Source organism: Leptospira fainei serovar Hurstbridge str. BUT 6 (genome assembly GCF_000306235.2).
GTDB classification, from domain to species: domain Bacteria; phylum Spirochaetota; class Leptospiria; order Leptospirales; family Leptospiraceae; genus Leptospira_B; species Leptospira_B fainei.
This window is the reverse complement of sequence record NZ_AKWZ02000010.1, coordinates 1,475,615-1,488,576: the sequence shown is the minus strand read 5'-3', so window position 1 is coordinate 1,488,576 and position 12,962 is coordinate 1,475,615. Positions and strand designations below refer to the sequence as shown.

The following is a 12,962-nucleotide window of genomic DNA, read 5'->3' as shown; positions in this document are numbered from 1 at the left end:
ACTTTCGAACCGGGTGAAGCCGGAGTTAGCTTTAGTGGACCGTTTCCTTTAAATTAGCAACGAGTCCGTCCAATTTAATTAAGCCGGAAACTAGATCTTTTATCGCGGACTTAAAGATCTTTCTTTGATCGTCTTCCACATCAAGATTAGTAACGTCCGTTTTCATGGAGTCCACCGTATCGCAAATCAAAGAAAGAACTCCCGGAATGGGTTCGTTTCGATTCGTTAAAGAGATAATATATTCTATATTTGATTTATACATTGTTCGCATCCTTTTTAGAGTTCGCTTAAATTCCGCTTTTGCCGCCTAACGGATACAACCGACAAAAGGCAACGCTATATACATCCTAAACTGGAATTCCCATCAAGTTTAAATATGACCTTACTATTGAAAATCAATGACTCCTAACGCGAATTCTTTGGTTCAAAACTAATTGAGGAGAATTCAATATCTCTCTAAGGCCCTGGCCTTAGGGAGATATATTTACAAAAACCGAATTTTTTATCTTAGTCAAGTTGCTTCGTTCCCCCTTGAACAAAAAAGGATGGGTCCATTTCATCCTTTAGCTCCACTCCTGAAAGCCTTCTTTTTAACGCTTCTTCCAACAAATAACGGGTTTTAACCGAAGCCGCTTCAAATTCTAAACCTCCCGGACGAATATTGGAAACACAATTTCGTCGTTCGTCCGTTTTACCTATCGTCGGTTCATACGTTAAATATACTCCGAGGCTATCTGCCGAAGAGAGTCCCGGTCTTTCGCCGATGATAACGACTACAGCTTTCGCGCCTAGGCACTGTCCGATTTCGTCTCCGATTGCCACCCGACCCAAGCGAGTTAGCACCAAGGGTCCGAGCTTATAATCTTTCAATTTAGGTAGAAGTGATTCCAGAAACGGGAGTAGATTTGAATCGATCGCTTTAGCCGATAACCCATCCACACAAACAAGATCCAGGTCGTAAGATCCTTTCCTGCCTAAAAGTTCACCGTGCGACGGCTCCGATAAACTACGACCTAAATCGGGACGTAACAAATATTCCCCTCGATCTTTCGCCCGGCTTTCCGCCGGGACCGCCTCGATTCCGTATTTTTTTCCGATATGATCGAGTTCGATCAATAATTCTCCGAACTTAGGCTCGAGCAGTACGGCGTCCTTTGCTCTTGCATGGTCTAGCCTAAACTGCAGGAGATCCTTTGTGGAAAGAGATCCTCCCGATCGCGATAAGCCGATTCTTGCGGAGGTCATTTTTTTCCAGCTTTCAAAAGAAGGCATAACTCAATTTTTCCCGGTTAAAAACTCGTCTAACAATTTGAATCCGTTTTCTTCCTTCGGAAGAAAACCGGTAGCCGAAGAAAAGATCCCCGTCTCCAAAAGCCAAGACTCGAATTCCGGCGACGGCTTCAATCCTAATACCTGTCGTAAATACAGTGCGTCATGAAACGAAGTGCTTTGGTATGAGAGCATAACGTCATCCGCTCCCGGAACGCCCATTATGTAATTGCATCCTGCAACTCCTAATAGCGTTAATAAGGTATCCATATCATCTTGATCCGCATCCGCGTGATTAGTATAACAAACATCCACTCCCATCGGTAATCCCAATAGTTTGCCGCAAAAATGATCCTCCAGTCCCGCTCTAAGGATCTGTTTTCCGTTATACAAATATTCCGGACCGATAAAACCTACGACGGTATTCACCAATAACGGAGAAAATTCCCGAGCGACGGCATATGCTCTCGTTTCCAAAGTCTGCTGATCGATTCCGTGATGAGCTCCTGCGGATAAGCCGCTCCCTTGACCCGTCTCGAAGTACATCACGTTTTCGCCTAACGTTCCCCGTTTTAGGAACAAGGCCATTTCCCTCGCCTCCCGAATGAGTTCCAAATTTACCCCGAAACTTCGATTTAAAGCCTCGCTCCCTCCGATGGACTGAAACACGAGATCTAAAGGGGCCTTGCGCTTCATCGCCTCCATCGAAGTGGTTAAGTGAGCTAAAACACAGGACTGAGTCGGAATAGAATACTTCTGAATGATCGAATCAAGCATTTCTAATAACGCGATTGTTGTCGGAACATTATCGGTCGCCGGATTGATTCCTATCACGGCGTCCCCGCTTCCTAAGAGAAGTCCGTCCAAGATGCTGGCAGCGACTCCTTTGGGATCGTCGGTGGGATGGTTCGGTTGTAAACGCACGGAAAGTCTGCCAGGAAGCCCTATCGTATTTCGAAATTTCGTTATTACCAGGCATTTCTTTGCGGCAAGAATCAAATCCTGATTGGACATGAGCTTCGAAACTGCCGCCGCCATTTCAGGAGTAATCGCGTAACGCAGGCTTTCGAGCAATTGGGCATCCGTCGTTTCTTTCAATAAAAAATCCCTGAATTCCCCGACCGTTAAATGTGATATTTTGGAAAAGGATTTTCTATCATGGCGAGTAAAAATCAATCGAGTAACTTCGTCTATGTCGCCGGGAATGATTTCTGTATTCAAAAAATCTGATAAATATATATCCGCCAAGGCCATCTGTGCGGCAACTCTTTCCTCTTGAGTATTGGCGGCCAAACCCGCAAGCTCATCCCCGGAGCGGTAGGGACTCGCCTTCGCGAGAAGATTTTTAAGATCCGGGAAAAGATAAGTCTTCGTTCCTAGAACGGTTTTATAACCCATGAGTCGATCCTAACCCGAATCCTCGGGAAGGAATAGAACTTTTCTGGCCCAAAATATTCCACTAGTCAGAATTAATACAAAAGCGCCGAAAACCCATGGATGCTGCCAGATCATAACGAGTAGCACTAACACTGATAAAAGAAGTGCAATCATAGGGACCAAGGGAACTCCCGGAGCGACAAACGGACGATTCCTATCCGGTTGAGATCTTCTTAGAAGAAAAAAACTAACCATCGATCCCGAGTATAAGGTCACTGCTCCGAACGCCGATAGGACGATGAGTTCGGAGGTTTTTCCGGTTAATAGCGCGATCACTCCTAAACAGGAATTCAAAATCAGGGAGTTGGCAGGCGTATGAAATTTTGGATGAACTCGCGAAACCGCTTCCGGTAAAAATCCTGCCCTCCCAAATTCGAGCGTTGCCCGTCCACCCGCTAAAAGAATCCCGTGAAACGAAGCGATCAAACCGAAGAGACCGATCGTTATCAAAAGATGGAAGGCCCAGCTTTCTTCACCGTAGATTTTTCGTAACGCTAAAGGCAAAGGAGAATCGGAGGCGGGTCCTCCTGCCTGAGTATAAACGATCGCCTCCCATCCTCCGATTCCAATGGAGGATAAGAACACGAGTATACAAAGTAAAACTAATGTTCCTAAGGCCGACCCGAATCCGAGTAAGATATTTCGCTGCGGATTTTGCGCTTCTTCGGCTACGTTCGCAACGCCTTCGATTGCGAGAAAAAACCAGATTGCAAAGGGTAAGGAAGCAAGAACTCCCATCCACCCGTTGGGCAATGGATTTTGCGAAAGTTTCTCCCAGGAAAAATGAGGTAAGGTGAGCGCCGAAAAAAGTAAAAGTTCCCCCACTGCAAAAATCGTGATTCCTAATTCAAAACTAGCCGCTGCTTTTACTCCGCAAATATTTAATATCGTAAAAATAGTATAGATTGCGATCGCGATCGGAGTCGGAGAAACGTCCGGTAAAAAGAATGAAAAATATGCTCCTATGGCCGCCGCGATAGCGGGTGGAGCAAACAGAAATTCGGTCCATTGTCCCATTCCGACTATGTAACCCCAGCGATTTCCGGAAGCTTCCTTCGCATAGTCGAAGGCGCCACCGGCCTTGGGAATCATGCAAGCCAACTCGGCATAACTGAACGTGAACGTCACATAGAGAAGAACTACGATGCATGTTGCGATTCCCAGCCCGAGAGTTCCCCCGATCGGAAGTCCGAGATTCCAACCGAAATACATTCCGGAGATTACATAACCTACTCCAAGCCCCCAAAGTAGCCAAGGACCTAATCCTTTTTCTAAATTATTCTTCTCTTCCATTATAAAGTAATATAAGCAAGAAGCGTACCCGGGTCGGAAATCAATGCATTTCGCCGGCCCGCCCAGAACCAAGACGCTCCAACTACAGAATTTGAACGTTCCTTCTCTGAACGCTTCGCGACTTAGGCAGATCCGCGTGAATTAACGCTGAAAAATAGGCGAATATCGACCAAACCAAAGATTCTTCCGTCGATTTAAAACTCGACGTCTAAAGTAATACCAGGTAGCCGTTACTTATGCCCCAATACAGATCTCGTACTTCCACTCACGGACGCAATATGGCTGGAGCCAGAGCACTTTGGCGAGCCACAGGTATGAAAGATACCGATTTCGGTAAACCTATCATTGCGATCGCAAATTCCTTCACTCAGTTCGTTCCAGGACACGTTCACCTAAAAGATTTGGGACAGATGGTTGCGCGAGAAATCGAAAAGGCAGGCGGAGTCGCAAAGGAATTCAATACGATCGCAGTGGATGATGGAATCGCAATGGGGCATAGTGGAATGCTTTACTCATTGCCTAGCCGAGACCTGATTGCGGACTCGGTAGAATATATGGTCAATGCGCATACTGCCGATGCTCTTATCTGCATTTCCAACTGCGATAAAATTACTCCCGGAATGTTAATGGCTGCACTCCGCTTAAACATTCCCACAGTGTTCGTTTCGGGCGGTCCGATGGAGGCCGGAAAAGTGAATTGGGGCGGCGAAATTCGAAAATTGGATCTCATCGATGCCATGGTAGAAGCCGCTAATCCGAACGTAAGCGACGAAGATGTTGCCGCTGTGGAACGTTCTGCTTGTCCGACCTGCGGTTCTTGTTCGGGAATGTTCACAGCAAATTCAATGAATTGTCTGACCGAAGCTCTCGGCCTTTCTCTTCCGGGAAACGGATCGACATTGGCGACTCACTCGGATCGTCGAGAGCTATTCCTGAATGCAGGACGAATCGTCGTAAGTTTGGCTAAGCGATTCTATGAACAAGGTGATGAATCCGTTCTTCCTCGAAATATCGCGAACTATAAAGCCTTCCAAAATGCAATGAGCCTTGATGTCGCGATGGGTGGATCTACGAATACGGTTCTTCACATTCTTGCCGCGGCCAAAGAAGCGGAAATCGATTTTACGATGAAAGATATCGATCAAATTTCTCGAAGAGTTCCTTGTGTTTGCAAAGTCGCACCGGCCACGCAAAAATACCATATGGAAGACGTTCATCGTGCCGGCGGCGTTATGGCGATTCTCGCCGAGCTAGATCGAGTCGGATTAATGAATCGGGATGTGGCTACGATTCACAGCCCTACGTTAGGCGCCGCTTTAGAAGAATGGGATATTACTCGGCAAAAATCCGGATCCAAATCCCACGATTTATTTAGCGCAGCTCCTGGTGGAGTTCCTACTACTGAAGCCTTCTCTCAATCAAGGCGATGGCCGAGTTTGGATTTAGATCGCGAGAACGGTTGCATTCGGGACGTGGAACATGCCTATTCTAAAGACGGCGGACTTGCAGTGCTCTACGGAAATTTAGCTCCTGAAGGCTGCATAGTTAAAACTGCGGGCGTGGACGAATCAATTTGGAAATTTACGGGCCGAGCAAGGGTTATGGAAAGCCAAGAAGAGGCCGTCGCAAAGATTCTCGGAAACGAAGTAATTGAAGGCGACGTCGTTGTGATTCGTTACGAAGGCCCTAAAGGCGGTCCGGGAATGCAGGAAATGTTATATCCGACTTCCTATTTAAAATCCAAAGGCTTGGGCAAGGCCTGCGCTCTTTTAACGGACGGTCGTTTTTCCGGAGGAACTTCCGGACTATCTATCGGGCATGTTTCGCCGGAAGCGGCGGAAGGCGGAGTGATCGGATTGGTAGAAGAAGGCGATACGATTGAAATCGATATCCCGAACCGAATCATTCGATTAATGGTCGATGAAGAAGAATTATCGAATCGTAGAAACATAATGGACGAAAAGGGCCAGGATGCTTGGAAGCCTAAATCGCGGAAGCGGCATGTTTCTCCGGCACTACGGGCATACGCTGCAATGACGACTTCCGCTCATACCGGAGCCGTTCGGGACGTAAGTCAGGTAGAGCGAAAGGTCGCGAAGAGAGAGCCCCAACCTGCCGATGCAGTCCGATAAAAGGCTACGTTAAGCGAATCTTTCCCTTTCAATGGAAACGTATCAGGCCAAGCGCGTACTTTCTTCGCGAAAAGTCGGCAGCTCCTGGCCTCTATTGATAGAAACCGCAGATGGAGAATTTTTTCTTAAACTTTCCGGTGCAGGACAAGGATACGGAGCCTTGATCTCGGAAGTGATCTCGGCCGGAATCGCCGATCGACTCGGATTAAATGTTCCCAATCGAGCCTTTATCCAAGTGGATGGCACGCTCGTAAATTCAAACGAAGATCCGGAACTTACGTCGCTGCTAAATGCAAGCGCCGGTTTGAATTTAGGATTCGAATATATTCCGAATTCTAAAATTCTTCCTGAAGACCAGATAGAAAAATTCGAGGAAGACATAGCGATAGATATTTTCTGGTTCGACTGGCTGATAGAAAACCCGGATCGGACAAGAAATAATCCGAACATCCTGATTCGTAAGGAAAAGTATTGGTTGATCGATCATGGAGCGGCCTTAGGTTTTCAATACGATTTTTCAAACTTAACCGAAGATTTACCGAAACGCTTCTGGAGTCGTTCAAAGGATCACATCTTTTACGAAAGAATTCATATGGATTCGTTCGAAAGAGTTCATCGCGAAAATTCCAAGGTTCTCACGTTGGACGAGTTGGAAATCATAACCTGGGAAGTCCCTGCCGAATTTTTCAAGGATCGGAAGAACCCGAAATCCCTAAACGAGATCAATCGAAAACGGGAAATTTTTGCCGTTTATCTTTGGAAACGAATCAAAAGTCTAGAATCTAAGAGATCCATTACTGAGTTCTTTAAAGGATAAAAGCCCTTCCACAATCCCAAAAAAAGCTGGCAATCGGAAGAATTTCCACGTTTGATTTTAGTACTATGTCGAAAAAAATTTCCCTCCCCTCAGCAAGCTCCCCTAACGAGTACCTCGAGTTTCTGAAGAAAGAAATAGAAAATCCGAACTTTGAAAATTGGCTGGATGAAATTGCGGAGAAAGCCTTAGCGGGAGATAAAACGATATGGAGTTTTTTATACCAAGCCGTCAGGGACGCCGATTCGGGTAGACTTTCCTGGGGATTTCATAAGAGATTCCTTTCGGGAATTTTTCACGTCTTAGCGCGGATCGGAGATAGCCAAGCCTATCGCCTCTTAGTAAATTACGTTAAGTCACTTGATCGGACCATACCTATCGGCGCTCTCGAATTAATAAGCGATTTAGTTCCAACGTTTCGGGAAATCGACGTAAATGAAATCTTAAATATAGCTTCCAATCCCGACTCTTTAAAATCCGCATTCGGAGTTCTTGCTTTGTCTCAGCTAGTTCTAGAAAACCGTCTTCCTGCAGAAAAAACGGAAGAGGCAAAAAGGTTCCTGGAATCCTATCGGAACGATAATTATTTTCTAGACGATATCATCGAACGAACTCTCGAATTTATGGAAGCTCCCGATTCCAATCTACTTTCCTTCGTGGAAGAGTTAGCTGCCGGATGAAATAAAAAAGGCGGAGTGCTTATTACTCCGCCTTCTCGTCCTCGAACGAATTCGAAATTCCTCTTAAGAAGCGTATTGATCCATTAAGGATTTTGCAATCACTCTAAGAGCCATTACTTCTTCCGCACCTTCAAAGATGGAGAACACTCGGGCGTCCACAAAGTAACGCGAAACTGCGTATTCTTCCGCATACCCCATTCCGCCGTGGATTTGCATCGCTTCTCTGGTTACCCATTCCGCTACTTTGGAAGCGTAAAACTTAATTAAAGTCGCCTCCATTTGACCCTGATGTTTATCCAAAAGCTTAGCGACCGTATTCGTATATTGACGAGACGCTTGAACTATCATGGCCATGCGAGCGATCTTATACTTGGTTAGATTATATTCGAAAATAGGTTTCTGAAATACGTGACGTTCTTGCGCATAACGCAGCCCTGCTTCCAACGCTGCTTGCATGACTCCGTTGGCCCTTGCAGCAGTTTGAATGCGACCGCCGGCAAATCCTTCCATTTGGAAGTAAAAACCTTTTCCTCGACCGGCTTCGCCTCCGATCAGGTTTTCTTCGGGAACGAAATAGTCCTCGAAGGAAACTTCGAAGGAGTGCATCCCGCGGTAACCGATCGTTCCGATGGCCTTGCCGCTGATACGACCGCCGCCATCTTGTTTATAATCGAATTCATGGCCGTTAAAGCTCGGTTTTTCTGCGAGAAGTATGGAAAGACCTTTATGCTTCAATTCCGGATCGGTTTCGGTTCTAACAAGAATTAGTAAAAGATTCGCATAACCGGCGAAAGTACACCAAGTTTTAACTCCGTTAACCGACCAGCCTCCGTCCACTTTCTTCGCGACAACGGAAACGCCGGCTACGTCGGAGCCGTAATTCGGTTCGGTAACCATGATCCCGCCCATTTTTTCACCGGCAGCGATTAACGGTAACCACTTCTCTTTTTGAGCATCCGTTCCGCCTTTTAAAAGAGCTTTGGAGAGAATTTCAGGACGAGTAATTAGAGAACCTGCTATACCGAGAGATCCGCGAGACAGCTCTTCAGTTACGACCAACATGGAGATATTATCCGGATGATCGTTAGGTTGCAACCCGCCGTAATTTTCGGGAATACAAAGACCGAAGCATCCCATGTCTCTCAATCCCTGAATAATTTCTTCCGGAACGATATCGTCGTGACGATGTACATGTTCCGCCTTTGGAATGACGACTTCTTCAGCGAATTGTTTGAAAGTTTGTCGGAATAATTCGTGATCTTCGCTCAGGCCATAGGCACCGAAGTGTCCTAAAGAAACGATTAAATCCGTAATATGATTATAATTCTCGATGGCTGTCGCTTCATCCAAGAATTTGTTCGTGCTATCGTCGAAAAGTTTTGAAATCAATTCTTGGACGCTGATTCCATATTCGTTCGGACGAGCGCTCAGTTCGGAACGAATATGCGTAACGGTTTCGGCAGCAAATACGTACGCCATCAACCGCTCCAAATCCCCGGTACCGAGTGATTCATTCCAAGCGTAGTCGATGAAGTTTTCAGCAATTCTTTGCTCGGAGGTCAACCAAGCGATTTGGTATTGAACGAGCTGGTTTTGATCCATTTTAGAAACGGATACTTTTCCGTTGGAACTGCACTTTGCCGATAGTGCCTTTGTAACCTGCTCGATGACGGCCGCGGAACGCGCGAGAGCTTGTTTAGCCGTTGATGAATCCGTCGGAGATTTCGTAGCGATCATCTTTTCAACCTGCCAAAATATAGTAATTAGAGCTTTTATTTACTATAAAATGGAAAAGTTACGCTGTGTCATTTAAGTTTTTCCGACCTTGGCCCAAGGATCGGCTCAGTACTACAATGGGACAGAATCCGGAAGGCTGACAATCTGACAAATCGTTGGATAAGGAATGGAAGGAAAGAAAATTTACCGATCTTTCACTCTTGATTTTTCACAAGGGAAGCTCGGATTTTCAAGAGATTGCTTTTGATCTTTCGCTTCTGATCCTCGGAAAGCGTAATCTCGGATCGCTCTGCACGATCTAAAACTAGCGAGGCCTTCTCCACAAATTCTACGGCAGCTTCGCTTACCGATTCCCGTTTTAATTGTTTTTCTTTAAAATAATTCAGCGCTTGTTGAACGGATTTCAATTGTTCGGTCACAGTATCTATCTCTTTTAGGTTTGAATTCATTTCAGCCCCCTGCATCCGTCGCTATTCGTAAAGTACATCGATGTATTTCTTCTTAGCTTCGGCATGTTCTTTAAAATTCTTGGAGAAGAAATGATAACCGTCGGGCTTTAACAGAAAGAATAAATATTCCGTTTGCGTAGGAACTAATGCCGCTTCCAAAGCGGGAAGGCCCGGATTTGAGATCGGTCCCGGCGGATATCCTTTATTCAGATACGTATTATAGGGAGAAACGATTTTGAGATCCTTTTCAAAAATCCTTGGATGCGGTTTATCGAATAGATATTGAATCGTTGCACAAGATTCCAAAGGAATATCCTTCTTCATCCGATTCAAAAATACGCCCGCCATCAGAGGTCGTTCCTCGTTCTTCTTGGCTTCGCGCTCCACGACGGAAGCTAGCACTACGATTTCATGAAGTTTTTTAGGATCGAGTTCCTTTGCTTTCGGAAGCTTCTCCAATTTTGCAAAGAAACGTTTCAACATCATTCTAGCGATCTTATCAACGGGATAATTTACCGGGACGCTGTAGGTTTCGGGAAAAAGATAGCCTTCCGCAGTACTTGCAGGAATTTTAAATTCTCTTAATAACTCCGTTCTGGAAGTCGCGTTCAGGAAATCAGCCCTAGTTTTGATTAAATTCTTTTTAACAAGCAAGTCTCCGATCTGGCGATTATTATAGCCCTCCGGAACCGTAAAGGTAACCAGTTTGACTTTTCCTTCGGTAATAACTTGGAGAATTTTGCGAGAATCCATCCCGTCGTTGATTTCATAAAGACCCGCTTTTATTTTATTCGCGGACCGAGTGACCTTTATTAGAAATAGAAAATATTTTGAGGATTTAAGTAGGCCGTTTTTAGCTAGGGTTGCGGTAACTTCAGCCGGAGAGTCCCCGGGCTCGATACTTAAATCGATCTTTACCTGTCCGGCCCCCGTGGCTCCACCTTTCATTTCGTCGGCAATAAAGAAGGCCAAAACAGAGAGTAGAATCAAACCGAAGACAACTGCTCCGAGTTTTAGGAGAATTTTATTCATGGAATTCATATAGTACAGTCTCCGAAATTTCTATCGGCAAAAGTTCGGATTTTCGGAACCCTTCCCTTATCCGACTTATGCATTTTCCTTTCCCAAAAAAGGAACCGGTAATAATGATAATTGCCGCCCGATCCGCTCCCGAAAGAAGCAGGAATAATATCCTTCATGGCAGGCGGCACCAAGCTGATCCACTCTATAAACGAGAAAAGAGCCGTCTTCAGACGTTAGCACGCTACTTACTTTTTGAATATGGCCGGAAGTATCGCCTTTCTTCCAAAGACGTTTTCTAGACCGACTATAATACGTTCCGAGGCCGTCCGATCGAGTCAAAGCAAGACTTTCCGGGCTCGAAAACGCCTGCATGAGAATATTTCCGGCTTTATCCTCTGTTACCACCGGAATCAATCCGTCTACAAACCGCAGATGGATCGAATCGTCCAACGGAACTAATTTTGCCGCGGCGAAGCTAGGATGCAAAAAAAGAAAGGTGTCTTCATCGCAATCCACAAACTCGCGAGTCCCTTTCGGTAACTTCGAGCGACGGTCGCTCAGATTTTCTTCGGTAATCCTTTCCAATCCTGAAAGAACTCCCGGTTGAGCATCGGAATAAATTACGGTAACCATCTGATTCATCGTACATAAACTTGGACCGGATTCAAGTTGTCAAGGGAGGAATGATTTTGATTCAAATCTAGAATCCGATATTCTAAGTGTGGGAAAAGTTTGCCCCGAAAACTCGGGACAAACTTAAGATTCTTACGCAGCGTCTCGTTCTTTTCTATCGATGAAGCTGTCAAAGCGGACTTCATCGGCTATGATCTTGAGCCGAGACCTATTTTGTCCTTCCTGGTTTTTCCAGCGATCCTGTTTTAAATGACCGATGACTGTTACTTTCTTACCCTTCTTTAAATATTCGGAACAATTTTCCGCCGTTCTTTCCCACGCTTCTACGTCCAGGTATGAAACTTCAGCCTCTTCGCCTTCGCTTTTCTTGAAATTATGGTTCACAGCTAAAGTGAAATGAACGACGGATTTACCGCTAGCGACTTTTTTTAACTCCGGATCTGCGGTCAGGAAACCGTCGACTACCGTTATGGATAAATTTTTCATAATTTTTTCCCTCTAAGATTCGTAACTCACGGGTAAAAAAAGGGAAAAGCTGCGTGATTTTTTTTGCGATCAATCGGGAAAGAAGACATCCCTAGGCGAAACGGATTCACCCAGGGAAAAATTTCAGAAATTGGATTCTAGAACGGATATATAAGAACCCGGAATAAAATCTCCTTCCCATATCCAAGAAACTTCTCTAATAAATTCCTCTTCTTGCGGAAGAGAACTATTCACGGCGAACCATCCTATCGAAATTCCTACGAGAAGAATCGCCGCAGCAGCCAGCAAACGTCTCCCGGAAAATACCCTCAATTTATCGGTTTTCGATTCTTCTTGGTATCTTTGGATTACGCAAGACGCAATGGTCTTGGGCCAATTCGGATCGGATTTTCTCTTGAGAACTTCTTCCTTCATATCTAAATCATTCTTAATTATTCGCCCCATATCGTTCCTCCGTCCCTCCTTTCGGAATTTTGCATCCTTCGCAGCATTTCCTTGCCGCGGGCGGCTCTCGATTTAACTGTTCCCGCCGGAACACCGAGGGCCTCTGCAATTTGTTTTTCGGAATATCCGGAAAGATAATATTGGAGAACACTTCGATAAGATTCGGGTAGTTGCAAAACCCAAATCTTAGCTTTCTCCCAAGTCGGTAAATCCGCGATGTCGTCGGAATTGTCGGATACGATTTCTAATCTTCTTTCTTCTTCCGAACGCTTTCCGGCTTTTTCAGCTTTCGTTTCCTCACGACCGAGAATCTCATTCATTCGAATGGATTCGTTTCTAGCAATCGTATAGAGCCAGGTCGTGAGTTTTGAATCTCCTCGAAACTGACCTTTCTGAAGCGCCTTGTACGCTCTCAGATACGTTTCCTGAGCGACGTCATCGATCGCATATGCAAAGCGTTCGTACAAGTAGCGGGAGATCGCCGCTAAGACGATCTCCCGGGTGCTTTCTACGAATCGGGAAAATTCCTGTTCTCCCATAAACCCTCCGAAAGAAAAGGCGATCC

Annotated in this window: 14 protein-coding genes; 3 read left to right on the top strand and 11 right to left on the bottom strand. The window is 45.4% G+C overall.

The window, feature by feature from the left end; all coding sequences use genetic code 11:
- Nucleotides 1-31: 31 nt before the first annotated feature.
- From LEP1GSC058_RS16045 to eat, 4 genes are all read right to left on the bottom strand, one after another.
- Nucleotides 32-262 carry a hypothetical protein gene (locus LEP1GSC058_RS16045; protein WP_016550250.1) on the bottom strand — a complete coding sequence of 77 codons (231 nt, stop codon included), beginning with the start codon at nucleotides 260-262 and terminating at the stop codon, nucleotides 32-34.
- Nucleotides 263-507: 245 nt separating this feature from the next.
- Nucleotides 508-1,272 carry an ethanolamine ammonia-lyase subunit EutC gene (gene eutC / locus LEP1GSC058_RS16040; protein ID WP_016550864.1) on the bottom strand — a complete coding sequence of 255 codons (765 nt, stop codon included), beginning with the start codon at nucleotides 1,270-1,272 and terminating at the stop codon, nucleotides 508-510.
- A gap of 3 nt (nucleotides 1,273-1,275) precedes the next feature.
- Nucleotides 1,276-2,667, bottom strand: a complete 1,392-nt coding sequence (locus tag LEP1GSC058_RS16035; protein ID WP_016549641.1) for an ethanolamine ammonia-lyase subunit EutB — start codon at nucleotides 2,665-2,667, stop codon at nucleotides 1,276-1,278.
- 9 nt (nucleotides 2,668-2,676) lie between these two features.
- Nucleotides 2,677-3,999: an ethanolamine permease gene (gene eat / locus LEP1GSC058_RS16030; RefSeq protein WP_016550223.1), complete on the bottom strand. Its 1,323-nt coding sequence runs from the start codon at nucleotides 3,997-3,999 to the stop codon at nucleotides 2,677-2,679.
- Between the two features lie 236 nt (nucleotides 4,000-4,235).
- Here eat and ilvD point away from each other — a divergent pair, with 236 nt between their 5' ends.
- The 3 genes from ilvD to LEP1GSC058_RS16015 all read left to right on the top strand — a co-directional run bounded on the left by ilvD (nucleotide 4,236) and on the right by LEP1GSC058_RS16015 (nucleotide 7,625).
- Nucleotides 4,236-6,131, top strand: coding sequence for a dihydroxy-acid dehydratase (gene ilvD, locus LEP1GSC058_RS16025; RefSeq protein WP_051133804.1), 1,896 nt, complete (start codon nucleotides 4,236-4,238; stop codon nucleotides 6,129-6,131).
- Nucleotides 6,132-6,162: 31 nt separating this feature from the next.
- The gene (locus LEP1GSC058_RS16020) at nucleotides 6,163-6,948 is read left to right on the top strand and encodes a HipA family kinase (RefSeq protein WP_016550727.1); all 786 of its coding nucleotides are present in this window, start codon (nucleotides 6,163-6,165) and stop codon (nucleotides 6,946-6,948) included.
- 65 nt (nucleotides 6,949-7,013) lie between these two features.
- The gene (locus LEP1GSC058_RS16015; RefSeq protein ID WP_016550669.1) at nucleotides 7,014-7,625 is read left to right on the top strand and encodes a hypothetical protein; all 612 of its coding nucleotides are present in this window, start codon (nucleotides 7,014-7,016) and stop codon (nucleotides 7,623-7,625) included.
- 63 nt (nucleotides 7,626-7,688) lie between these two features.
- Here LEP1GSC058_RS16015 and LEP1GSC058_RS16010 read toward each other — a convergent pair whose 3' ends face one another.
- From LEP1GSC058_RS16010 to LEP1GSC058_RS15980, 7 genes are all read right to left on the bottom strand, one after another.
- A complete protein-coding gene (locus LEP1GSC058_RS16010; protein WP_016549894.1) occupies nucleotides 7,689-9,362 on the bottom strand; it encodes an acyl-CoA dehydrogenase family protein in 1,674 nt (557 codons plus the stop codon).
- A 194-nt stretch (nucleotides 9,363-9,556) separates the two neighbouring features.
- The gene (locus tag LEP1GSC058_RS16005; protein ID WP_039948722.1) at nucleotides 9,557-9,811 is read right to left on the bottom strand and encodes a hypothetical protein; all 255 of its coding nucleotides are present in this window, start codon (nucleotides 9,809-9,811) and stop codon (nucleotides 9,557-9,559) included.
- 21 nt (nucleotides 9,812-9,832) lie between these two features.
- Nucleotides 9,833-10,852 carry an endolytic transglycosylase MltG gene (gene mltG, locus LEP1GSC058_RS16000; protein WP_016549645.1) on the bottom strand — a complete coding sequence of 340 codons (1,020 nt, stop codon included), beginning with the start codon at nucleotides 10,850-10,852 and terminating at the stop codon, nucleotides 9,833-9,835.
- A gap of 66 nt (nucleotides 10,853-10,918) precedes the next feature.
- The gene (locus LEP1GSC058_RS15995; protein ID WP_198014411.1) at nucleotides 10,919-11,476 is read right to left on the bottom strand and encodes a phosphoribosyl-AMP cyclohydrolase; all 558 of its coding nucleotides are present in this window, start codon (nucleotides 11,474-11,476) and stop codon (nucleotides 10,919-10,921) included.
- Nucleotides 11,477-11,599: 123 nt separating this feature from the next.
- Nucleotides 11,600-11,953 (bottom strand): single-stranded DNA-binding protein, encoded by a 354-nt coding sequence (locus tag LEP1GSC058_RS15990; RefSeq protein WP_016549496.1) that lies wholly within the window; start codon nucleotides 11,951-11,953, stop codon nucleotides 11,600-11,602.
- A 123-nt stretch (nucleotides 11,954-12,076) separates the two neighbouring features.
- Nucleotides 12,077-12,397: a hypothetical protein gene (locus tag LEP1GSC058_RS15985; RefSeq protein WP_039948458.1), complete on the bottom strand. Its 321-nt coding sequence runs from the start codon at nucleotides 12,395-12,397 to the stop codon at nucleotides 12,077-12,079.
- Entirely contained in the window at nucleotides 12,385-12,936 is a 552-nt protein-coding gene (locus tag LEP1GSC058_RS15980) for an RNA polymerase sigma factor (protein ID WP_016549984.1), read from the bottom strand. The genes LEP1GSC058_RS15985 and LEP1GSC058_RS15980 overlap by 13 nt, the downstream gene beginning before the upstream one ends.
- Nucleotides 12,937-12,962 lie beyond the last annotated feature (26 nt).

Excerpts from the sequence above, each read along its gene's own strand:
- LEP1GSC058_RS16045 (WP_016550250.1), bottom strand. The coding sequence starts at position 262 with ATGTATAAATCAAATATAGAATATATTATCTCTTTAACGAATCGAAAC.
- eutC (WP_016550864.1), bottom strand. The coding sequence starts at position 1,272 with ATGCCTTCTTTTGAAAGCTGGAAAAAAATGACCTCCGCAAGAATCGGC.
- LEP1GSC058_RS16035 (WP_016549641.1), bottom strand. The coding sequence starts at position 2,667 with ATGGGTTATAAAACCGTTCTAGGAACGAAGACTTATCTTTTCCCGGAT.
- eat (WP_016550223.1), bottom strand. The coding sequence starts at position 3,999 with ATGGAAGAGAAGAATAATTTAGAAAAAGGATTAGGTCCTTGGCTACTT.
- ilvD (WP_051133804.1), top strand. The coding sequence starts at position 4,236 with ATGCCCCAATACAGATCTCGTACTTCCACTCACGGACGCAATATGGCT.
- LEP1GSC058_RS16020 (WP_016550727.1), top strand. The coding sequence starts at position 6,163 with ATGGAAACGTATCAGGCCAAGCGCGTACTTTCTTCGCGAAAAGTCGGC.
- LEP1GSC058_RS16015 (WP_016550669.1), top strand. The coding sequence starts at position 7,014 with ATGTCGAAAAAAATTTCCCTCCCCTCAGCAAGCTCCCCTAACGAGTAC.
- LEP1GSC058_RS16010 (WP_016549894.1), bottom strand. The coding sequence starts at position 9,362 with ATGATCGCTACGAAATCTCCGACGGATTCATCAACGGCTAAACAAGCT.
- LEP1GSC058_RS16005 (WP_039948722.1), bottom strand. The coding sequence starts at position 9,811 with ATGAATTCAAACCTAAAAGAGATAGATACTGTGACCGAACAATTGAAA.
- mltG (WP_016549645.1), bottom strand. The coding sequence starts at position 10,852 with ATGAATTCCATGAATAAAATTCTCCTAAAACTCGGAGCAGTTGTCTTC.
- LEP1GSC058_RS15995 (WP_198014411.1), bottom strand. The coding sequence starts at position 11,476 with ATGAATCAGATGGTTACCGTAATTTATTCCGATGCTCAACCGGGAGTT.
- LEP1GSC058_RS15990 (WP_016549496.1), bottom strand. The coding sequence starts at position 11,953 with ATGAAAAATTTATCCATAACGGTAGTCGACGGTTTCCTGACCGCAGAT.
- LEP1GSC058_RS15985 (WP_039948458.1), bottom strand. The coding sequence starts at position 12,397 with ATGGGGCGAATAATTAAGAATGATTTAGATATGAAGGAAGAAGTTCTC.
- LEP1GSC058_RS15980 (WP_016549984.1), bottom strand. The coding sequence starts at position 12,936 with ATGGGAGAACAGGAATTTTCCCGATTCGTAGAAAGCACCCGGGAGATC.